Origin of the sequence: Microbacterium insulae, assembly GCF_042677065.1 — a bacterium.
Taxonomy (GTDB): Bacteria; Actinomycetota; Actinomycetes; order Actinomycetales; family Microbacteriaceae; genus Microbacterium; species Microbacterium insulae.
Map to the genome: position 1 here is coordinate 463,339 of NZ_JBHTII010000001.1, position 20,683 is coordinate 484,021.

Here is a 20,683-nt window from a genome sequence, read left to right on the forward strand (position 1 = left end):
GGGGGACGCTGCCCCCGGTCTCGCCGCGGATCCCCGGTCTCGGCGAGCGGGCGGGGCGCGAGCGCGGCGCCGGTCAGGCGCCGACGCGGATGAGCTTCTTGTTGACGAACTCGTCGGCGGCCAGCAGCCCCATCTCGCGCGAGGTGCCGGAGCGCTTCACGCCGCCGAACGGCAGCCCGGGCTCGTCGGCGAGGACCACGTTGACGTAGACCATGCCCGCGTCGATCTTGTCGGCGACGCGCGCGGCCTGCTCCTCGTCGGTGGTGAAGACGTACGAGCCGAGACCGAAACTGGTGTCGTTCGCGATCTTCACCGCCTCGTCCTCGTCGGCGACCTTGTAGACGACACCGACGGGGCCGAAGAACTCCTCGCCGTAGGCATCCATGTCGCTGGTCACGCCGGTGAGCACCGTTCCCGGGTAGTAGGCGCCGTCGCGCTTGCCTCCCGCGACCAGTGTGGCCCCCTGCGCGACGGCCTTGTCGACCTGCTCGGCGAGGCGCTCGGCCGCGGTCAGGGACGAGAGGGGACCGAGGACCGTGTCTTCGGCGAACGGGTCGCCCACCTTGGCCTCGGTCATCTTCGCCGTGAACTTCTCGAGGAACTCGTCGTACAGCCCGTCCACGACGATGAAGCGCTTCGCCGCGTTGCAGGACTGGCCGTTGTTGTCCAGACGTGCATCGACGGCGGCCTGCACGGCGGAGTCGAGGTCGTCCGTCGACAGGAGGATGAACGGGTCGGAGCCGCCGAGCTCGAGCGCGACCTTCTTCAGGTTGCGGCCTGCGACCTCGGCGACGGCCGCTCCGGCGCGCTCCGAGCCGGTGACCGAGACGCCCTGGACGCGCGGGTCGGCGATGATCGCGGCAGCCTGCTCGTTCGAGGCGTAGACGTTGGTGTAGACGCCGTCGCCGAGCCCGGCATCCGCGTACATCTTCTCGATCGCGGCGGCCGACTCCGGGCACTGGCCCGCGTGCTTGAGGATGATCGTGTTGCCGATCACGATGTTCGGCGCCGCGAAGCGGGCGACCTGGTAGTACGGGAAGTTCCACGGCATGATGCCCAGCAGCGGCCCGAGCGGCGAGCGGCGGATCACCGCGGTGCCCTCGCCGTCGATGTCGATCGGCTGGTCGCCGGTGATCTTGTCGGCGTGGTCGGCGTAGTACTCGGTGATGTCGGCCGCGAAGTCGACCTCGCCCAGCGCGGCTTCCAGCGGCTTGCCCATCTCGCGGACGATGATCGCGGCGAGCTCGTCGCGACGCTCGCGATGCAGCTCCGCAACCTTGCGGATGCGTGCGGCGCGCTCTTCTACAGGAACGTTGCGCCACGTGAGGAAGGCGGCGTGCGCTCCCGCGAGGACCGACTCGAGCGCCTCGTCGGTGATCGTCGGGTAGGTGGCCAGGGTCTCTCCCGTTGCGGGGTTGACGACGGCGTATTCACTCATTTGGTGTCTCTCCGATCGGTGGGTGGTCACAGTCTGCCGCTCAGCGGCGTGCGCGTCTAAGGCTTGCGGGCGCATCCATACCGAGTGTCTCGCCGCGGAAGAACGCCGGACGCTTGATCGCCTGCCAGACCATGATGACGACACCCAGCCCGATCACCACGACGCCCAGGATGAAGACGAGCCCGAGGCCGCCGATGTTCGAGCCGCTGCCGTAGTCGGGGTCCATGCTGTCGTAGAGCGTCTTGCCGAACAGCAGCAGGAGGATGATGCCGCCCACGAGCGGGAAGAGCAGTGTGAAGAAGAAGCTCCGCGCCGAATCCATCCACTGCTTGCGGAAGTACCACACGCACGCGAACGCCGTGATGCCGTAGTAGAAGCAGATCATCATGCCGAGCGTGGTGATCGTGTCCCACAGCACGTCCTCGCTGACGAAGCGCATGACGGCGTAGAACACCGAGGCGACGACGGCCGAGACGATGGTGGCGTACCCGGGGGTGAAGAACCGCGGCGACACCCGCGCGAACGCCGGCGGCAGCGCCTTGTAGTGGCCCATCGCCAGGAGCGTGCGCGCAGGGCCCACGAACGTGGACTGCAGCGACGACGCCGAACTGGTGAGCACCGCGAGCGAGACGAGGAACGCCAGCGGGCCGAGGATCGGTCCGCTCAGGTAGAAGAAGACGTTGGATTGGATGTCCTCGTTTCCGAGGCCGAGATCCCCGGCGCTCGTTCCGGCGTACGCGAGCAGCGACACCGAGATCAGCAGGTACAGCAGCACGATGGTGATCACCGTGATCGTCGCCGCGCGCCCCGGGGTCTTCTCGGGGTCCTTCGTCTCCTCGTTCATCGTGAGGGTGACATCCCATCCCCAGAAGATGAAGATCGACAGGGACAGGCCCGCCACCATCGCGCCGAACGCGTCCAGCGTGTCGGTCGGCTGCACGGCGAACGGATTGAACCAGGATGCCTCGACCGGGCTCGCGTCGAAGGCCGTCCCGTTCGCGACGTGGACGAACGCCGCCACGGCGAACAGGATCAGCACGAGCACCTGGAACCCGACGAGCACGTACTGCAGCTTCTGCGTCGTCTGCAGGTCGCGGTAGGAGATGTACGTCGCGCCCGCCATGAACATCAGGCACACCGCGACGTTGATGAACGGGTTGAACGCCAGCTCGGCGATCGTGCCGGGGCTTCCCGCGAGCTGATCGATGAGGAGGAAGAGGAACTCCACCGCGATCCCGGCGAGATTCGAGAGCACGAGGATCGTGGCGGCGATGAGCCCCCACCCCGCCAGCCAGCCCACCCACGGGCCGAAGGCGCGCGCGGCCCACGTGAAGGACGTGCCGGAGTCGGGCATCGCGCGGTTGAGCTCGCGGTATCCGAGGGCGACGAGGAGCATCGGGATGAACCCGATGAGGATGATCGCGGGTACCTGGAAGCCCACCTCGGACACCGTCGGACCCAGCGCGGCCGTCAGCGTGTAGGCGGGGGCGATGCAGGAGATCCCGATCACGACGGCGCCGATCAGTCCGACGGTGCCGGCGCTCAGCCCCTTCTTCGAGAGCGCTCCGGTGAGCGGCTCGCCGGTGAGCGGCTCGGTGTTCTGCGGACGGCTCATCGCTTCGTCCCCTTCTTGCTGCGCGTGCGAGGCACGACGATCATCGGCACGGGGAGCTCGTGCAGCATCTTCGCCGCCGTTGATCCCAGGAACAGGCGCCGGGGGCGCGCGAGGCGGCTCGACCCCACCACGGCGATCTCTCCGGGCTCCCAGCTGAGGTGGGACACGGCCTCCTCGATGCTGTCGCCGAGGCCCACGACGGCCTCGGCATCCACACCCTTCGGCAAGGCGGCGCGAGCGTGCACGAAGACCTCGTCGGCGTGCATCGCGGCGGACTCGTTCGACGAGATGCCGGCGGGCAGGTCGACCGCCACGAGCGACACGAGCCGGAGCTCGGCGCCCGTCACTTCGGCGAGCGCGATGGACTCCTCGAGGAGGACGTCGGCCCCGGGTCGGAGCCCGATGGCGGCGGTGATGCGGGTGATGCCGCTCAGCGGGTCGATCCGCCGCGCCCCCTCGGGAGCGAGGACGACCGGGACATCGGAGGAGTGGAGGAGTTCGCCCGCCACGGTGCCGAGCCGGTGGCGTCCGCGTCGGCCGCCGTTCGCGGCGCCGACGACGATGAGCGACGCGTCGAGGTCGTGCGCCGATTCGAGGAGGCCCTCGGCGAAGGAGTCCGCGAAGCGCACGTGCGTGCGCACGCGCACCGCGTCGGGCACGGTGGCTGCGGCATCCCTCAGCCACTGCTCCGCCTGCTCCCTCACGTAGCGGTCGTACCCCGCATCGGGAGGGGTGATGAGACTGCGCTCCTCACCGGGCAGGACGACGACCAGGTGAAGGGACGAATCGGATGCCGCGGCGAGCCGTGCTCCGAGGGCGACGGCGTCGGCACCGGCGTCGGTGGCGGTGTAGCCCGCGACGATGCGCCGGCTCATGAACGGGCTCCGTCCAGGATGTTCGCCGCGACGAGGCGCCCCATGCGGATCGCGCCGTCGACGTGCTGGTACCCGGCGCCGGCCATGTCGCTGCACGCGAAGTGGATCGGGCCGACGGGCGTGCGCAGGTCGGCGCCGTAGCGGGTGAGCCCGCCGAGATCGAAGCTCGCGGCGTACGCGCCGCGGGTCCACTCCTCCGCGCCCCAATCGCTCTCGAAGTAGACGATCGGGTTCAGCGCCTCGGGACCGTAGTAGTGGGACAGCGACTCCAGGATGCGTGCCTTGCGCTCCTCCGGGCTCACGCGGAACAGGTCGTCGGCGTTGCGGTCGGACACGAAACCGACGAGCGTGCCGCGCTCGTCGCCGTGGTTGGTGTTGTCGTACGCCTCGTGCGAGAGCTCGTAGGGGCTGAACGCGGTGCCCGAAAGACCCTGGTCACGCCAGAACGGGCGGTCGTACACCGCGTGCACCTTGATGACGAAGCCCATCGAGATGTGCTGGTGCATCTGCTGCTTGAGTCGGGGCAGCGCGGGCTGGAACTCGATCCACGGGTAGAGGATCGGCGCGTGGGCGAGCACCACGAACCGCGCGCGCACCTCGAGGTCGGCGTCGGTCACGATGCGCACACCGTCGTCGGACCAGTGCACCTCGTTGACCGGCTGGCCGAGGAGGACGTCGTCGCCGAGCCGCTCTGCCAGAAGGAGGGGCACCTGCTGCAGCCCGCCCACGACGCGCTCATCGAGGATGTAGTCCGCGTCGACGAGGTGGGTGAAGCTGCCGGCGCTCGCGGCCATCAGCAGAGCCTGGAGTGCCGAGAACGCGTAGGCGGGCTTGGTCAGCATCGCCCCGGCGATGAAGAGAGCGATGTTGTCGCGCGCCTCCTGGTCGGGCGTCTGCTCCTCGAGCCACGCCTCGAAGGAGATGCGGTCGAGCTGCTCGGCGTCGGGATGCTCCCAGGGCTTGTCGGGATCGATCTGCGCGACCATCTCGTCGAGCTTCTCGATCAGCCGGACGATCTCGCGCTCGGTCTCGGGCGCGACCGGGAAGATCTCGCCGGTGAAGCGGCGCAGCGCGCCGTCGCGTCCGATGTAGACGGAGTCGCCCTCGCGGTACCGGCTGTAGGTCTCCAGTCCGAGCTCGGAGATCGTCTCCTTGAGCGCCTCCTGGTCGGGAGAGACCCACTGGCCGCCGATCTCGAGCATGGCGCCGTCGACCACGTCCGTCCACAGGCGCCCGCCCACGCGGTCGCGCGCCTCGAGGACCACGACGGAGAGCCCGGCCTTGCGCAGTTCGTTCGCCGCGGTGAGGCCGGCGGCACCGGCCCCGACGATCACGACGTCACGGGTGAGCTGTTGCATGGGACTCCTTCGTCTTGCGGATACACGCGGGTCTTGCTGTTCGTGAGGGAGGTGCGGTTTCGTCTCGGCGCGCTCGCTCGCCGAACGGATGTCGCGAGCTGAGACGCGCCGGGACGCGGGAGGTTCAGGCGGCCGCGAGCGCGGCTGCGACGACGTCGATGCCCTCGTGGAGCAGGTCGTCGCCGATGGACAGCGGCGGAAGGAAGCGGATCACGTTCCCATAGGTGCCGCAGGTGAGGACGATGACGCCCTGGGCGATGCAGGCCTTCGCGACGGCCGCGGTGAGCGCGGCATCCGGCTCTCCGGTCGCGGGGTCGACGAACTCGGCCGCGATCATCGCACCGTGACCGCGCACGTCGCCGACGCGCGGATCGGCTGCCTGCAGCGCGCCGAGACGTTCCTTCAGCAGCGCGCCGATCTGGCGCGCCCGCTCGATCATCCCGTCGTTCTCGAAGACGTCGATGGCGGCCAGGGCCGCGGCGCACGCGACGGGGTTGCCGCCGTAGGTGCCGCCGAGTCCGCCGGCGTGGGACGCGTCCATGATCTCGGCGCGCCCGGTCACCGCCGCCAAGGGCATCCCCCCTGCGATGCCCTTGGCGGTCGTGATGAGGTCCGGCACGATGCCGAACACATCGCTCGCGAACATCTCCCCAGTACGAGCGAAGCCGGTCTGGATCTCGTCGGCGATGAACACCACGTCGTTGGCGCGGCACCAGTCGACGAGTGCGGGCAGGAAGCCGTCCGCAGGGACGATGAAGCCGCCCTCGCCCTGGATCGGCTCGATGATGACGGCGGCCAGGTTGTCGGCCCCGACCTGCTTCTCGATGATCGAGATCGCCCGCTTGGCGGCATCCGCTCCGCTCAAGCCGTCTCGGAACGGGTACGACAGCGGGGCGCGGTAGACCTCGGACGCGAAGGGCCCGAAACCGCTCTTGTACGGCATCGACTTCGCCGTGAGCGCCATCGTGAGGTTGGTGCGGCCGTGGTATCCGTGATCGAACGCGACGACGGCCTGCTTGCCGGTGTGCTTGCGCGCGATCTTGACGGCGTTCTCGACCGCCTCTGCGCCGGAGTTGAACAGGGCGCTCTTCTTGTCGTGGTCGCCCGGGGTCACTCGGTTGAGGGCCTCGGCGACGGAGACGTACGAGTCGTAGGGGGCGATCATGAAGCACGTGTGGGTGAACTGCGCGACCTGCGCCTGCACGGCCTCGACGACCTTGGGGTGGGCGTTGCCGATGGTGGTCACGGCGATGCCCGAGCCGAGGTCGATGAGCGAGTTGCCGTCGGCGTCGACGATGACTCCGCCGCCGGCTGCGACCGCGTGAACGGGGGCCGTGTGGCCCACTCCGGCGGCGACGGCCGCGGCCTTGCGCTCGATGAGCTCCTGCGAGCGCGGGCCGGGGATGCTGGTGACCAGGCGTCGCTCCTGGGGAAGGGTCGGACCGCCGAGGGGGGTTTCGGTGAGAGTGTCGACAGCGCTCATGGGGGCGAGCGTAGGACGGCCCCGAACACCGCGCACCCTCCTCGCTGTACATTCTCTGTAGCCTGCTGTACAGGCCGTACATTTCGGAGGATCATGCCCGCCGTCGCCGAGACCCCCACGCTGCGCGCGCTGCTCGCGCGGGACGACCTCCGGCTGGTGCTGGCCGACGCCGAGCACCTCCCGCCGGGCACCCTCGACCGCGCCGTGCGGTGGGTGCACAGCTCGGACCTCGTCGACCCCACGCCGTTCCTCTCCGAGGGTCTCGTGCTGCTGACGACGGGCACCCAGTTCCAGGACTCCGCCGACGACGCGGCGTCCTGGCGGGAGTACGTCCACCGGCTCGCCGCGCGCGGCGCCGTCGGGCTCGGCTTCGGCACCGAGGTGGTGCGGGCCGGCATCCCGCCCGCACTCGCCGAGGCCTGCCGCGACGAGCGGATGCCGCTGTTCGAGGTTCCCTACCGCACCCCGTTCATCGCCGTCGCACGCGCGAACGCCGAGGCGATCGCGGCGCAGGCGTACGCGCGCCGGAGCTGGGCGCTCGCCGCGCAGCGGGCGATCGCGCTGGCCGCCCTCCGGCCGGACGGACTCGGGGCCACCGTCGCGGAGCTCGCGCGCCAGCTCGACACCTGGGTGGGGATGTACGACGCGGCCGGAGAGCTCGTGCGGGAGCATCCGGCAGACGGACTCGATCCGGCCACCGCGGCGGACCTGCGCCGCGAGGTGACGGGCGTCCTCAACCGCGGGGCTCGGGCGGGCTCGTCCCTGCGGATCGGGGGGACGCCCGCGAGCCTGCAGACCCTCGGGCGCGGCGGCCACCTCCGCGGCGTCATCGCGATCGCCGCGGGAGACCTCGACCAGGAGGGCCGCGGCGTCGTGACCGCCGTGATCGCGATGGCCGGTCTCGCCCTCGAGCAGCAGCAGAGCCTCAGCCGTGCCCGCGGCGCCCTGCGGGCGGGGCTCGTGCAGACGCTCCTCGCCGACGACCCCGGCCTGGCCCGGCGCATCGCGCGGGAGCTCGGCGGCCCGCTGCCGTCCGCTCCGATCGAGGTGGCGGTGACGGATGCCGCGGCATCCCGCATCGACGCCATCGCCGAACTCCTCGAGCTCAGGGTCGACGAGAACCGGGGCTCGCTGTTCTTCGGACGCGGCGACGACGGACTGGTGCTCGTCGTCCCGGCGGGCCGGCATGAGGCCGTCGAGGAAGTCGCCGAGCGGTTCGGGGTGCGCGTCGGGCTCTCCGATCCCGCGGGGTACGACGAGTTCGCGGCCGCCGCCGCGCAGGCTCGCGCCGCCCGGGACCGCGGGGGCGCGGGCGTCACGAGGTTCGCGGAGGTCGCCCGCGCGGGAGTGCTGTCGGCGCTGTCGGACGAGGCGCGCTCCCTCGCCCGCGCGGAGCTCGCACCGCTGCGCGACCACGACGCCGCCGAGGGCACGCGCCTGGTCGAGACGCTGCGGGCCTGGCTCGACAACGACTGCTCCCACGAGGCGTCCGCCCGCGCTCTCGGGGTGCACCGGCACACGGTGCGCACGCGGCTCGCGCTGATCGAGCGTGTACTCGGCAAGGAGCTGTCCTCGTTCGCGGTCCGCGCGGAGCTGTGGGCCGCGCTGCGGGCACTCGACTCCTGACCCGGCCGGGCTCGTCCCGGTTCGCGGCCGTGCAGAAGGCCGGCGATCCGTGCGGCAGACGGACCCGTGACCCGGGTTCGGGCGGTCGAGCTGCCCGGATCGCCGACATCAGGCACACCGCCTCGACGAACGTGTCGGGCGGACGCGGCAGATCGGGACGGATCGCCCGACCGCCCGCGGGCCCAGGCGCGCCAGGATGGGAGCATGACCGAGCCGCGCGTGCCCAACGGAGACGTCTCGTGGTGGTGGCGGTCGCTCGGCGGGACGCCGGCGCCGCGACCTCCTCTCCCCGGCTCGATCGACGTCGACGTCGCGATCGTCGGCGGCGGCTACACCGGCCTCTGGGCGGCGTACTACCTCACGAGCCTGCAGCCCGATCTGCGGGTCGCCGTCCTCGAGCAGCGCTTCGCCGGTTTCGGCGCGTCGGGCCGCAACGGCGGGTGGCTGACCAACACGGTCACCGGCGGACGCGAGCGGTACGAGGCATCCCACGGCCGCGATGCCGCCGCCGCGCAGCAGAAGGCCCTCAACGACACCGTCGACGAGGTCATCGCCGTCGCCGCCCGCGAACGGATCGAGGCCGACATCGTCAAGGGCGGCGAGTTCGGCGTCGCCCGCACCCCGTCGCAGCTCGCGCGCCTCCGTGAGGCCGTGCGCGCCGAACGGGCGTGGCCCCACACCGACGTGGAAGAGCTGGATGCCGCGGCCACCGCGTCTCGGATCGCCGTGTCCGGCGCGCTCGGCGGGGCGTGGCACCCGCACTGCGCGCGCGTGCACCCGGCGAAGCTCGTGGCGGGTCTCGCCGCCGCCGTGGAGCGCCGGGGCGCGACGATCTACGAGCAGACGACGGTGTCGGAGATCTCTGCGGGCCGTGCCGTCACCGACCGCGGTGTCGTCCGGGCGACGCACGTGCTCCGGGCGACCGAGGGGTTCACCGCCGACCTGCGCGGCGAGCACCGCACGTGGCTTCCGATGAACTCGTCGATGATCGTCACCGAGCCGCTTCCGGCCTCGGCGTGGGAGGCGATCGGCTGGGCCGGCCGCGAGACGCTCGGGGACTTCGCGCACGTGTACATGTACGCCCAGCGCACCGCCGACGACCGGATCGCGTTCGGCGGCAGGGGTGTGCCCTACCGCTACGGCTCGCACGTCGACCGCGACGGCACGACCCAGGAGCGCACGATCGCCTCGCTCACGCGGCTGCTGCGGGACTTCTTCCCCGCCGCGGAGGATGTGCCGATCGCACACGCGTGGGCGGGCGTCCTCGGCGTCCCCCGCGACTGGGCGGCGTCGGTGGGGCACGACCCGGCCACGGGGCTCGGCTGGGCGGGCGGATATGTCGGCACCGGGGTCACCGCGACCAACCTCGCCGGGCGCACGCTCGCCGACCTCGTCCTCGGCCGCGACACCGACCTCGTGCGGCTGCCGTGGGTCGGACACCGCGCGAAGAGGTGGGAGCCCGAGCCGCTGCGCTGGCTCGCGGTGAACGCGATCTACGCCGCGTACCGCACCGCCGACCGGTTCGAGGCATCCGGTCGCGGCTCCGGCACGGCCTGGCCCGCGCACGTCGCGGACTTCGTCGCCGGGCGCCACTGACACCTTCCTCGCCCCCCTCACCATTCGCGCGCGTGTCACACGAATGGCGGGTACCGGGACCCCGCACTCACCGTTCGTGTGACATGCCGGCACGACCGGCGCCGCACGTCCCCGGCAGTCGCACCGACGTGCCGGACGGCTAGCACGGGAGAGGATGCTGCGCCAGAGCCTGCCGTGATGGCGGCCGTCGGGGGCATCCTGCCGTCGATGAGGCCATTCTCACGCTAATACCTTTCATGTGTCAGGTTTTTGGCGTAGAGTGAACGCGCGGCGCGACGTGCGCCGAGAACACAGCCGAGGCAGGGCCGCCGAGGGCGGCGACGACCGATGGAGGCGTCAGACCGATGACCAGGAAGATCACACGCAGGAACTCGCGACTGGTGGCAGCCGGCGCCGTGACGGTGGTGGGAGCGCTGCTCCTTGCCGGATGCGGCCGCAGCGACGGGCCGACGGGCGGCGGAGACGCCGGCGGCGGCGAGGCGATCGACGACTCCCCCGCGACCGGCACGGTCGAGGTGTGGGCGATGGGCAACGAGGGCGAAGTCCTCGACGAGCTCGCCGCCCAGTTCGAGGAGGAGAACCCCGACGTGCAGATCGAGGTGACCGCGGTCCCGTGGGAGAGCGCCCACGACCGCATCGCCACCGCGATCGCCGGTGGCGAGACGCCCGACGTGACGATGCTCGGCACCACATGGGTCGGTGAGTTCGCCGCGACCGGCGCGTTCGAGGCGACGCCCGAAGGGCTCGTCGACGAGTCGGCGTTCTTCGAGGGCTCATGGGACACGGCCGTCGTCGACGGCGTCGCCTACGGAGTGCCGTGGTACGTCGACACGCGCGTGCTCTACTACCGCACCGATCTCGCCGAGAAGGCAGGCCTCGAGCCGCCGACGACGTGGGAGGAGTACACCGAGTTCACGCAGGGCCTCCAGGAGGCCGGCGCCGAATGGGGCGTCTCGCTTCCCCCGGGCGGATTCGACTCGTGGCAGTACGTGACGCCGATGGCGTGGCAGCAGGGCGGCGACATCCTCAACGAGGACGGCACCGAGTTCACCTTCGACACCCCCGAGTGGGAGGAGGCGTTCGCGGCCTACACGAGCTTCTTCGAAGAGGGCATCGCCGAGCCGCGTCGCCTCGAGGGCGGCGAGATCGAAGCGGCCTTCATCAACGGCGAGGTCGGCGCGTTCTACAGCGGCCCGTTCCACGTCGGCCTCCTGCTCGAGCAGGGCGGCGAGGAGTTCGCCGACAAGTTCGGCGTCGCGATGGTGCCCGGCGAGGACAGCCGCACGAGCTTCACCGGCGGCGGCAACCTCGCCGTGTTCGAGGACACCGAGAACCGCGACGCGTCCTGGAAGTTCGTGCGGTGGCTGAGCCAGCCCGAGACGCAGATCCAGTGGTACGACATCTCCACCGACCTCCCGAGCGTCCAGGCGGCGTGGGACGACGCGACGTTCTCCGACGACCCCTACCTGAGCGTCTTCGGCGAGCAGCTGCAGGACTCGAAGGCTCCGCCGGCCATCCCCACATGGGCCCAGGTGTCGGCCGTGATCGACCAGGAGCTGGAGAAGGCCACGCGCGGTGACACCACGCCGGCCGACGCCGTCGCCGCGATCCAGCAGCAGGCCACGTCGATCGGGACGGGTCAGTAAGAGACGCCGATGGCTGCCATTGCCCCCACCGCCCCGTCGCGGCGCCCCGCACCTCGTGCGCGGGCGTCGCGGCGGGAGCGCCGCATGACGCTCACCGCGTGGCTCTTCGCCGCGCCGTTCGTGATCCTGTTCGTCGTGTTCATGGCCGGTCCGATCATCGGGTCGTTCCTCATGAGCTTCACCGACATGACCACGCGCGACCTGCAGACGCCGTTCCAGGTGAACATCATCGGCCTGGACAACTACGTCCGCCTCTTCCAGGATCCGCGTTTCGTGCGGTCCCTGCTGAACACCTTCACGTTCGTGGTCGTCGCGGTGCCTCTGACGATCGCACTCGCGATGCTCGTCGCCCTCGCCCTCGACAAGGGCATCCGGCGCTTCCGCACCGTGTACCGCGTGGGCTTCTACGCGCCCGTGGTCACGAGCATCGTCGCGATCGCGATCGTCTGGCGGTTCATCCTCCAGCCCGACGGACTGCTCAACGGATTCCTGGCCGTGTTCGGCATCCAGGGTCCTGACTGGCTCCAGTCGACCACATGGGCACTCCCGTCCCTCATCATGATGGCCGTCTGGCGCAACATCGGAACCCTCATGGTCATCTTCCTCGCGGCGCTCCAGGGCGTGCCGCGCGAGCACCACGAAGCGGCGATGGTCGACGGGGCGAACGCGTGGCAGCGATTCTGGAGCATCACCGTCCCGGCGATGCGGCCCGCGATCCTCTTCGCGACCGTCATCACCGGAATCGGGTTCCTGCAGTTCTTCGAGGAGCCGTACGTCATGACGCAGGGCGGGCCGCTGGACGCGACCCTCTCGACCGCGATGTACACCTACGACCAGTTCGGCTTCGGCAACTACGCCTACGCGTCGGCCGCGAGCTACGTGCTGTTCCTCGCGATCGTGCTGCTCGCGCTCGTGCAGTTCCGCCTCATCGGACGGAAGGACTGAGACATGACCTCCACGCCTCCCCCGGCCGCCGCGGAGGACGCGCGCCGCCCCGGCCGCCTCGGGCCCGTGCTCGCCTCCTCCCCGGTCACCGACACCGACGTCGTCGAGCCCGAGCCGCATCCCGCGGGCCGTCGCCGCCGCGGTGAGCCCACGCGCTGGTGGCTCTACGTGGTCCTCACGCTCGGCCTCATCGCGATGGTCATGCCGTTCGTGTGGATGATCCTCGGGTCGTTCAAGACGGATGCCGAGATCCGGCAGAATCCGACCGGATTCCTGCCGCAGAACCCCACCACCGAGAACTTCGAGACGCTCTTCGGCCGGCTCGACTTCACGACGTTCTTCCTCAACAGCATCATCGTCGCGGTGTTCGTGACGCTCGGGAACATCGTCTTCTGCTCGATGATCGGCTACGCGCTCGCGAAGCTGCAGTTCCGCGGCAAGAAGCTGCTGTTCGGGCTGGTGCTCGGAACCCTCATGGTGCCCGGGGTCGTGACGTTCGTGCCGCTCTTCGTGCTGACGGCCAACCTGGGTCTGGTCAACTCCTATCCCGGCCTCATCCTGCCGTTCCTCATCTCGCCGGTCGGGGTCTTCCTGATGCGCCAGTTCATGCTCAGCCTCCCCGACGAGCTCATCGAGGCGGCGCGCATCGACGGCGCCGGCGAGTGGCGGATCTTCCTGCGCGTCATCATGCCGATGTGCGGCCCGGCGATCGCGACCCTCACGATCCTCACGTTCCTGGCGAGCTGGAACAACTTCCTGTGGCCGCTCGTCGTGGCCACCACCGAGGACATGTACACCCTCCCGGTCGCGCTCGCGCTGTACTCCGTCGGCCAGAACGCCGCGCGCTACGGGCTGATGATGGCCGGCGCGGTCGTCGTGGTCGTCCCCGTGCTGATCGTCTTCGTGTTCCTGCAGCGCTACTTCGTGCAGGGCATCGCGCTGACCGGCATCAAGTGATCCGGCCCCGAAGAAAGGACCATCGCACGATGGAGTTCCCCGAAGGCTTCCTGTGGGGTGCGTCGACCGCGGCGCACCAGATCGAGGGCGGCAACGTCCACTCCGACTGGTGGGAGCGGGAGTGGGGCCGGGTTCCCGGCGCGTCTGTCCAGACGCCGTCGGGCGACGCGGCCGACAGCTACCACCGCTACGGCGAGGACATGCAGCTCCTCGCCGAGGCGGGGCTCGACACCTATCGCTTCAGCATCGAGTGGGCGCGTATCGAGCCCGAGGACGGGTGGATCTCGCACGCCGCGATCGACCACTACCGGCGCATGGTCGACACGGCGCACGCGCTGGGGCTCCAGCCCATGATCACACTCCACCACTTCACGAATCCGATCTGGTTCGCGCGCGAGGGAGGGTGGCACTCGGATGCCGCACCCGACCGCTTCGCCCGCTATGTCGAGGCGGCACTGCCGGTGCTCGAGGGCGTCGATCTCGTGTGCACCATCAACGAGCCGAACATGGTCTCGGTGCTCGCCGATCCCGAGGTGGGATTCCCTCAGATCGGACTCCCGCCCGGCGTGCCGGCCGTCACCGACCGGCTGGTCACCGCCCACAAGCGTGCGGTGGACATCGTGCGGGGGGACGGATGCCTCGCCGGCTGGTCCGTCGCCACGCAGGCGTATCAGCCGCTCGAGGGCGCCGAGGCCGTGGCCGCCGAGTACGGCGCCTCGCGGGAGGACGTGTTCCTCGACGCATCTCGCGGGGATGACTGGGTCGGCGTGCAGGCGTACACGCGGACGAAGATCGGCCCCGAGGGGCCTCTGCCGATCCCGCACGACGCCGAGCGGACCCTCACGGGGTGGGAGTATTACCCGCCCGCGGTGGGCGACGGCATCCGCAACGCGTGGTCGCGGGCGGGCGTTCCGGTCTACGTGACCGAGAACGGCATGGCCACCGCCGATGACGCGCGCCGCATCGACTACACCCGCGGGGCGCTCGAGGCCGTGCACGCGTGCATCGCCGAGGGCGCGGACGTGCGCGGCTACCTCCACTGGAGCCTGCTCGACAACTACGAGTGGGGCAGCTACCGCCCGACGTTCGGGCTCATCGCGTGGGACCGCGAGACGTTCGAGCGCACGCCGAAGCCCAGCCTCGGCTGGCTGGGCGAGGTCGCCCGCGCGAACGCGCTGCGCTGACCCGAGGCATCCGTTCCCGCGCCCTGGCCCGCTCGGCGCGAGCTGGGCTGGGCCGGGGCGACGGCGAGCGGATGCCTCGGCAGGTCAGTCGCGCGGCAGCAGGTAGCCGCGCACGAACTCGGCGAAGAGCGCGTTCATGTCGACGCTGTCGTCGAGCAGCCACTGCAGCTGGATGCCGTCCATGACGGCGCTGACGAGGCGCGCCGCCAGCTCGGGGTCGAAATCGGCGCGCATCTCCCCCGCGGCCTGTGCGGCGGCGAGGATCGGAGCCGCGTTGGCGGCCGTCTCGCGGTAGCGGTCGGCGAACTGCTCGTGGGCGGGATGCTCGGCATCGGTGGCTTCGGCGGAGACCGTCGCGTAAAGAGAAGTGAGGCCTCGCGACTCCTGGTTGTAGGCGACCACCTTCGTCGCCTGCTGGATCAGGGTGTGCTCGGCCGGGTCTCCCGCCGCCTCGCGGATCGCCTCGTCACGCTGGCGGAGCACTTCGGTGAAGAGCTCCTCCTTGTTCGCGAAGTGGTGCATGAGCCCCGTCGGGGTGAGCCCCACGCGCTTGGCGATCTCGCGGAGCGACCCCGAGTGGAACCCGCCCCGCGCGAAGACGACGAGCGCCTCGTCGACGATCTGCTGGCGGCGCGCCTGACCCTTGGCATAGCTGCCCCGCGGGGCGCGCGCGGGCCGGGCCGGGGCATCCGATTCGGATACCCCGGCCTCGACACCCGACGGCTGTTCGGTCACTCGCGCGCTCTCCAGTCGGAGCTGAAGACCTGCGCGGACATCGCCGGGCGCAGGCGCTTCTCCATCTCCTTGTCGACGAAATACCGCTTCAGCGTATCGCCGGTCAGCTCGTTGCCGATCGCCGCCATGATCATCGACTGGTCGAGAGACAGGTACCGGTCGGCGACGGTGCCGCTGCCGACGGCGATCGCGTCGGAGAACCCGCCGGGTCCGTAGGCGCCGAGGTCGTCCTCGAGGTGGCGGAGATTGGCCAGCACGCCCTTGCGGTCGTACGGCAGCGCGAGGAAGCTCGCGTGCGGCGTGACGACGCCGTCGCCGAACCCGGGGTCGGGGTTGGTGCCCTCGGTGCAGCCCGGGCGGTCGACGTCGACATCCGTCTTCTCGGCGTCCGAGGTGTACCCGTCGGATCGCATGCCGGCGAGGTCGACGCCGTACTCGGCGTAGCTGCCGAACGGGTCGCTCGCGGGCGAGAAGCCCCACGCGCCGTAGCCGGCCTCGTCGAGGCCGTGGTGCTTCTGGACGGCCACCGTGATCGGGTGGTTCACGCGCCACGACCGCGCGCCCCACTTCGTCTCGGGCACGAGCAGGTCGGGCATGAGCGCCTCGAACATGCTGCCGCCCCAGCTGGGGACGAACGACATCCCGGCGTACGTGTAGACGCCCTCCCAGACCTCGTAGCCCTGGTAGGTGCGGTACTTCCCGGTGGGGAGCTGCTCCTGCCACGCCCAGTCGCAGCCGGGGGGCATCGTGCGGTGCGTGCCGTAGAGGGCCGTCGCGGGGATCTCCCCGTTGGCGATGCCCAGGTAGGTCGCGATGCGGCTCTCGCTCACCGTCGTGTCGTAGTGGTGGCACGTGTAGAACGCCGTCTCCCCCGAGCCGTTGTACATCGGGGCTTCGACGCTGCAGCCCGGAGGCGCGGCATCCCAGAACCCTCCGCGGTTGGTGCCCGCGGGCAGACCCGGCGCGCCCTCGGGGTTGAAGAAGGCCGAGAAGTCCATCGAGTCGTAGAGGGCGTCGGCCTGGCGGGCGAGCGCGCGGTCCGCTTCGCGGACGATGCGGAGGGATGCCGCGAGCCACCCGTTGTCGACCGTGCTGAGGAACGGGTGCACCGGGTCGCCCGAGTCCGGCCACGTCGTGAGCTTGGCCCCCGTGGCGGGATCGTACCAGTTGTAGTACATGCCGCTCGCGTCGTTGCGCTCGAGCTCCTCGAGGGTGTCGAGGGTCGTGGACATCCGCTCGTGCGCCTCGCGGTGGCTGATGATGCCGAGGTCGCGGGCGGTGACGGTCGACCACAGGTAGCCGCCGATGTTGGTCGGCGACGTGTACGCGCCGACGGTCTCGAGGTCGCCCGTGATGTTGTCCGAGGGAAGTCCGGTGGACTCGTCGGTCATGGCGTCGAGCGAGGTCCAGGTGTCCTCGGCCCAGCGCTGGAGGTCGGAGTTCCCGGGCCTGCCCTTGTCGCCTTTGTCGCTCGTATCGCCCGTCGCGGCCGCGGGGGCGGCCATCCCGAGTCCGGCGACGATGACTCCCGCCGCCGTCAGTGTGCTCAGCAATCGCTTCATTCGCGCTCTCCTCGTCGAAAGCGGCTCCGTCGGGCGGAACCGTCGGTCTGGAAAACCTAACACCTGCCAGGTATTCACGGAACCCGGCATCCGGTCTCTCACGCGTCTCTCACGCGACCCCGCGGGCGACCATCGCGGTCGGGCGGGATACCAGCCGCGCCGAGCGCGCGCGCCAGTTCGCGACGCAGGCGGCGTCGCGCGACGCAGCGCCCGTCGCGAACTGCAGCCCGGGGCCGCACGGATACTCCCGACGAGCGCGAGGCGGGCCCGCGCCACGGACGGCGCCACGGACGGCGCCGGGCGGGCTCAGCGCGGGGCGTGGGACTCGAGGAACTCGTACACGTCGGTCGTGTCCACCCCGGGGAACGCCCCGGTCGGCAGCGTCGCGAGCAGGGTACGCGGCGTGCGGACGTTCGGCCACGCGTACTCCCGCCAGGATGCCTCGAGCTCGGCCGGGGCGCGCCGGCAGCACGCTTCGACCGAGTGCTTCGAGACACCTCGGTTCGGGGTGTCGCGCCCCAGGAACCACTTCGTGTCGTCGAACCGCACGCCGACGCTCACCGAGTGCGCCCCCTCGCTGGACTGCTCGACCCGCGCGGTGCACCAGTAGGTGCCGTTCCCCGTGTCGGTGTACTGGTAGTACGGGTTGAAGTGGTCGTCGACGTCGAAGACGACGCGCGAGGTCCACTTGCGGCAGCACATCTGCCCTTCGATCGAACCGAGCCGGTCCGTCGGGAAGTTGACGTCGTCGTTCTCGTACGCCTTCGTGATGGTGCCCGATTCGTGCACCTTGAGGAAGTGCACCGGGATGCCGAGATGCACCGTCGCGAGGTTCGTGAAGCGGTGTGCCGCGGTCTCGTACGACACCGAATAGGCGTCGCGCAGGTCCTCGATCGAGATCGCCCGGTCCTTCTTGGCCTCCTGCAGGAACGGGACGGCGTGGGCTTCGGGGATGAGGAGCGCGCCCGTGAGGTAGTTGGTCTCCACGCGCTGCCGCAGGAACTCGGCGTACGACGTCGGCTCGCGATGCCCGAGGATGCGGCTCGACAGCGCCTGCAGCACCGCGGTGCGCGGGTCGCCCTTCGCGGTGAGCCGGCTCGACAGGTACAGGCGACCGTTCTTGATGTCGGCGACGCTGCGCGTGGTGTTCGGCAGGTCGGGGACGTAGTGCAGCGTGAAGCCGAGATGCGCGGCGATGTCGGATGCCGTCCGCTGCGTGAGCGGACCGCCGGGGTGGTCGACGGCGTCGAGGATCGCCCGGGCGTGCTCCTCGAGGTCGGCGAAGTAGTTGTTCTGCGTGCGCATCAGGCGGCGGAGCGCCACGTTGGCGCGCCTCGCCTCCTCGGGCGTCGCGGCCCGTTCGTCGCGGAGCCGGTCGATCTCGCCCTGAAGCGCGAGCATGGCCTTGAGCGCGTCGTCGGGAAGGGACCGCCCGATGCGGAACGGCGGGATGCCGAGCGCCTGGAAGGTCTGTCCGCGCATCGCGCGCTCGAGCGCGATCTCGAGGGTGGCGCGCTCGTCGAGCGGCTCGGACTCGAGCAGCGCGTCCAAGCCGACTCCGAGAGCACGGGCGATGGACTGGAGCAGAGTGAGCTTCGCCTCGCGCCTGCCGTTCTCGATCATCGAGAGCTGACTCGGCGCACGGTCGACCGCGGCGGCGAGGTCTTCGAGGGTCATGCCGCGCTCGCTGCGGAGCTGCCGGATGCGGCGTCCGATCGTCAGAGGGTCCACGCCTCCATCGTCGGCGGCATCCGTGAGGGATTCACGACTCTGCAGGCTCGTCATGGGTCGATTCTGTCACGAAAACAGAATTTCGATCGATCTTCACACCCGTTTTGGTCGGAGACGGGCCCTGACTTCACCGGATAGTGGTCTCACGAGCTACCCCGATCGGCACAGAACGCAGATCACAGGATGCTCCGCCCCGGCGCACACGCCGGGTCGAGGCATCCGATTCGACGCACGATCACACGAAGGACTCCGAAATGACACCCGCGACCACCGCCCCGATGCGCACCCGCACGGGGCCCATCCCCACCCGCACCCACGAGCCCGCGATCGAGGTCACGGGGCGCATGGGCCCCCGCTACGACGAGATCCTCACGCCGGAGGCCCTCGCCTTCCTCACCGAGCTGCACCACCGGTTCGGCGCCCGTCGCCACGACCGCCTGGCCGACCGCCTGCGCCGCCGCTTCGAGATCGGCAACGGGCACGACCCGCAGTTCCGCGAGGACACGCGGCACATCCGGGAGGATGCCGAGTGGCGGGTCGCCGGAGCGGGCCCCGGGCTCGAGGACCGACGGGTCGAGATCACCGGCCCGACCGATCCCAAGATGACCATCAACGCGCTCAACTCGGGCGCGAAGGTGTGGCTCGCCGACCAGGAGGACGCGACCAGCCCCACGTGGAAGAACGTGATCGAGGGCCAGCTCAGCCTGCGCGACGCGATCCGCGGCGAGCTGTCGTTCACGAGCCCCGAGGGCAAGCGGTACGAGGTGACCGCGGCCGAGACGCCGACGATCGTGATGCGCCCGCGCGGGTGGCACCTGCCCGAGCAGCACATCCGGTTCACCGACCGGACGGGACGCACGATGTCCGCGTCGGGGTCGCTCGTGGACTTCGGCCTCTACTTCTTCCACAACGCGCAGCGCCTGATCGCCGACGGCCGCGGGCCGTACTTCTACATCGCGAAGCTCGAGTCCAGCGAGGAGGCGAAGCTGTGGGACGACGTCTTCACGTTCAGCGAGCAGCGGCTCGGCATCCCGCACGGCACGATCCGCGCGACCGTGCTGATCGAGACCCTGCCGGCGGCGTTCGAGATGGAGGAGATCCTCTTCGAGCTGCGCGACCACATCGCCGGGCTCAACGCCGGCCGCTGGGACTACATCTTCTCGATCATCAAGAACTACCGCGGCCGCGGTGCGCGATTCGTGCTGCCCGACCGCAGCGAGGTGACGATGACGGTGCCGTTCATGCGGGCGTACACCGAGCTGCTCGTGAAGACGTGCCACAAGCGCGGCGCCTTCGCGATCGGCGGAATGAGCGCCTTCATTCCGAACCGCCGCGACCCCGAGGTGACGCAGCGCGCGTTCGAGAAGGTCGCCGCCGACAAGAAGCGCGAGGCCGGCGACGGCTTCGACGGCACGTGGGTGGCCCACCCCGACCTCATCCCGGTCGCGCGCGCCGAGTTCGACGCCGTGCTGGGCGACCGACCCAACCAGCTCGATCGGCAGCGCCCCGAGGTCGAGGTCACCGCCGCCGACCTGATCGACGTGCACATCGGGCGTCCGATCACGGCGGCCGGCGTCCACGGCAACGTGTCCGTGGCGATCCGCTACATCGAGGCGTGGCTGCGAGGCCTCGGGGCCGTCGCGATCGACAACCTGATGGAGGATGCCGCGACCGCCGAGATCAGCCGCAGCCAGGTGTGGCAGTGGATCCACCAGGACCGCACCACCGAGGACGGAACGCCGATCACCCGCGACTACGTCGAGGGACTCATCGAGCAGGTGCTCGGCGAGGTCGACCGTCGCGACGGCGACCGCTTCGACGACGCCGCCGCGGTGTTCCGGGAGGTGGCGCTCGGGACGGAGTTCCCGGCGTTCCTCACCCTCCCCGCTTACTCCCGCTACCTGACCGACACGCACTGAGAAGGACGACACG

15 protein-coding genes are annotated in these 20,683 nt (G+C 70.4%); 7 read left to right on the forward strand and 8 right to left on the reverse strand.

Annotation, left to right across the window (positions count from 1 at the left end):
- Positions 1-73: 73 nt before the first annotated feature.
- From ACFQ0P_RS02160 to gabT, 5 genes are all read right to left on the reverse strand, one after another.
- Positions 74-1,438: an NAD-dependent succinate-semialdehyde dehydrogenase gene (locus ACFQ0P_RS02160; RefSeq protein WP_204980081.1), complete on the reverse strand. Its 1,365-nt coding sequence runs from the start codon at positions 1,436-1,438 to the stop codon at positions 74-76.
- Positions 1,439-1,478: 40 nt separating this feature from the next.
- Complete coding sequence (locus tag ACFQ0P_RS02165) at positions 1,479-3,053, reverse strand: APC family permease (RefSeq protein WP_204980082.1); 1,575 nt, start codon at positions 3,051-3,053, stop codon at positions 1,479-1,481.
- Complete coding sequence (locus tag ACFQ0P_RS02170) at positions 3,050-3,928, reverse strand: universal stress protein (protein WP_204980083.1); 879 nt, start codon at positions 3,926-3,928, stop codon at positions 3,050-3,052. The genes ACFQ0P_RS02165 and ACFQ0P_RS02170 overlap by 4 nt, the downstream gene beginning before the upstream one ends.
- A complete protein-coding gene (locus ACFQ0P_RS02175) occupies positions 3,925-5,286 on the reverse strand; it encodes a flavin monoamine oxidase family protein (protein ID WP_204980084.1) in 1,362 nt (453 codons plus the stop codon). Before ACFQ0P_RS02175 ends, ACFQ0P_RS02170 begins: the two co-directional genes overlap by 4 nt.
- Before the next feature lie 124 nt (positions 5,287-5,410).
- Positions 5,411-6,769: a 4-aminobutyrate--2-oxoglutarate transaminase gene (gene gabT / locus ACFQ0P_RS02180; protein ID WP_204980085.1), complete on the reverse strand. Its 1,359-nt coding sequence runs from the start codon at positions 6,767-6,769 to the stop codon at positions 5,411-5,413.
- A 93-nt stretch (positions 6,770-6,862) separates the two neighbouring features.
- On the opposite strand from gabT, the gene ACFQ0P_RS02185 reads away from it, so the two are divergent.
- The 6 genes from ACFQ0P_RS02185 (at position 6,863) to ACFQ0P_RS02210 (ending at position 14,723) form a co-directional block, all read left to right on the forward strand.
- Positions 6,863-8,395: a PucR family transcriptional regulator gene (locus ACFQ0P_RS02185; protein WP_204980086.1), complete on the forward strand. Its 1,533-nt coding sequence runs from the start codon at positions 6,863-6,865 to the stop codon at positions 8,393-8,395.
- A 204-nt stretch (positions 8,396-8,599) separates the two neighbouring features.
- Positions 8,600-9,991: an NAD(P)/FAD-dependent oxidoreductase gene (locus ACFQ0P_RS02190; RefSeq protein WP_204980087.1), complete on the forward strand. Its 1,392-nt coding sequence runs from the start codon at positions 8,600-8,602 to the stop codon at positions 9,989-9,991.
- Between the two features lie 344 nt (positions 9,992-10,335).
- Positions 10,336-11,637 carry a sugar ABC transporter substrate-binding protein gene (locus ACFQ0P_RS02195; protein WP_378771204.1) on the forward strand — a complete coding sequence of 434 codons (1,302 nt, stop codon included), beginning with the start codon at positions 10,336-10,338 and terminating at the stop codon, positions 11,635-11,637.
- 9 nt (positions 11,638-11,646) lie between these two features.
- The gene (locus ACFQ0P_RS02200) at positions 11,647-12,582 is read left to right on the forward strand and encodes a carbohydrate ABC transporter permease (protein ID WP_204980088.1); all 936 of its coding nucleotides are present in this window, start codon (positions 11,647-11,649) and stop codon (positions 12,580-12,582) included.
- Positions 12,583-12,585: 3 nt separating this feature from the next.
- A complete protein-coding gene (locus tag ACFQ0P_RS02205) occupies positions 12,586-13,539 on the forward strand; it encodes a carbohydrate ABC transporter permease (RefSeq protein WP_204980089.1) in 954 nt (317 codons plus the stop codon).
- A gap of 29 nt (positions 13,540-13,568) precedes the next feature.
- Entirely contained in the window at positions 13,569-14,723 is a 1,155-nt protein-coding gene (locus ACFQ0P_RS02210) for a glycoside hydrolase family 1 protein (RefSeq protein WP_204980090.1), read from the forward strand.
- Between the two features lie 84 nt (positions 14,724-14,807).
- Here ACFQ0P_RS02210 and ACFQ0P_RS02215 read toward each other — a convergent pair whose 3' ends face one another.
- From ACFQ0P_RS02215 to ACFQ0P_RS02225, 3 genes are all read right to left on the reverse strand, one after another.
- Positions 14,808-15,458, reverse strand: a complete 651-nt coding sequence (locus ACFQ0P_RS02215) for a TetR/AcrR family transcriptional regulator (protein WP_204980091.1) — start codon at positions 15,456-15,458, stop codon at positions 14,808-14,810.
- On the reverse strand, positions 15,455-17,020 hold the full coding sequence (locus ACFQ0P_RS02220) for a glucoamylase family protein (protein ID WP_204980092.1): 1,566 nt from the start codon (positions 17,018-17,020) through the stop codon (positions 15,455-15,457). Before ACFQ0P_RS02220 ends, ACFQ0P_RS02215 begins: the two co-directional genes overlap by 4 nt.
- A gap of 306 nt (positions 17,021-17,326) precedes the next feature.
- Positions 17,327-18,805, reverse strand: a complete 1,479-nt coding sequence (locus tag ACFQ0P_RS02225; RefSeq protein ID WP_204980093.1) for a helix-turn-helix domain-containing protein — start codon at positions 18,803-18,805, stop codon at positions 17,327-17,329.
- A 224-nt stretch (positions 18,806-19,029) separates the two neighbouring features.
- On the opposite strand from ACFQ0P_RS02225, the gene aceB reads away from it, so the two are divergent.
- The gene (gene aceB / locus ACFQ0P_RS02230) at positions 19,030-20,670 is read left to right on the forward strand and encodes a malate synthase A (RefSeq protein ID WP_204981500.1); all 1,641 of its coding nucleotides are present in this window, start codon (positions 19,030-19,032) and stop codon (positions 20,668-20,670) included.
- Positions 20,671-20,683 lie beyond the last annotated feature (13 nt).

What these genes read in the sequence shown, in the direction of transcription:
- ACFQ0P_RS02160 (WP_204980081.1), bottom strand. Translation starts at nt 1,438, where the DNA reads ATGAGTGAATACGCCGTCGTCAACCCCGCAACGGGAGAGACCCTGGCC.
- ACFQ0P_RS02165 (WP_204980082.1), bottom strand. Translation starts at nt 3,053, where the DNA reads ATGAGCCGTCCGCAGAACACCGAGCCGCTCACCGGCGAGCCGCTCACC.
- ACFQ0P_RS02170 (WP_204980083.1), bottom strand. Translation starts at nt 3,928, where the DNA reads ATGAGCCGGCGCATCGTCGCGGGCTACACCGCCACCGACGCCGGTGCC.
- ACFQ0P_RS02175 (WP_204980084.1), bottom strand. Translation starts at nt 5,286, where the DNA reads ATGCAACAGCTCACCCGTGACGTCGTGATCGTCGGGGCCGGTGCCGCC.
- gabT (WP_204980085.1), bottom strand. Translation starts at nt 6,769, where the DNA reads ATGAGCGCTGTCGACACTCTCACCGAAACCCCCCTCGGCGGTCCGACC.
- ACFQ0P_RS02185 (WP_204980086.1), top strand. Translation starts at nt 6,863, where the DNA reads ATGCCCGCCGTCGCCGAGACCCCCACGCTGCGCGCGCTGCTCGCGCGG.
- ACFQ0P_RS02190 (WP_204980087.1), top strand. Translation starts at nt 8,600, where the DNA reads ATGACCGAGCCGCGCGTGCCCAACGGAGACGTCTCGTGGTGGTGGCGG.
- ACFQ0P_RS02195 (WP_378771204.1), top strand. Translation starts at nt 10,336, where the DNA reads ATGACCAGGAAGATCACACGCAGGAACTCGCGACTGGTGGCAGCCGGC.
- ACFQ0P_RS02200 (WP_204980088.1), top strand. Translation starts at nt 11,647, where the DNA reads ATGGCTGCCATTGCCCCCACCGCCCCGTCGCGGCGCCCCGCACCTCGT.
- ACFQ0P_RS02205 (WP_204980089.1), top strand. Translation starts at nt 12,586, where the DNA reads ATGACCTCCACGCCTCCCCCGGCCGCCGCGGAGGACGCGCGCCGCCCC.
- ACFQ0P_RS02210 (WP_204980090.1), top strand. Translation starts at nt 13,569, where the DNA reads ATGGAGTTCCCCGAAGGCTTCCTGTGGGGTGCGTCGACCGCGGCGCAC.
- ACFQ0P_RS02220 (WP_204980092.1), bottom strand. Translation starts at nt 17,020, where the DNA reads ATGAAGCGATTGCTGAGCACACTGACGGCGGCGGGAGTCATCGTCGCC.
- ACFQ0P_RS02225 (WP_204980093.1), bottom strand. Translation starts at nt 18,805, where the DNA reads ATGACGAGCCTGCAGAGTCGTGAATCCCTCACGGATGCCGCCGACGAT.
- aceB (WP_204981500.1), top strand. Translation starts at nt 19,030, where the DNA reads ATGCGCACCCGCACGGGGCCCATCCCCACCCGCACCCACGAGCCCGCG.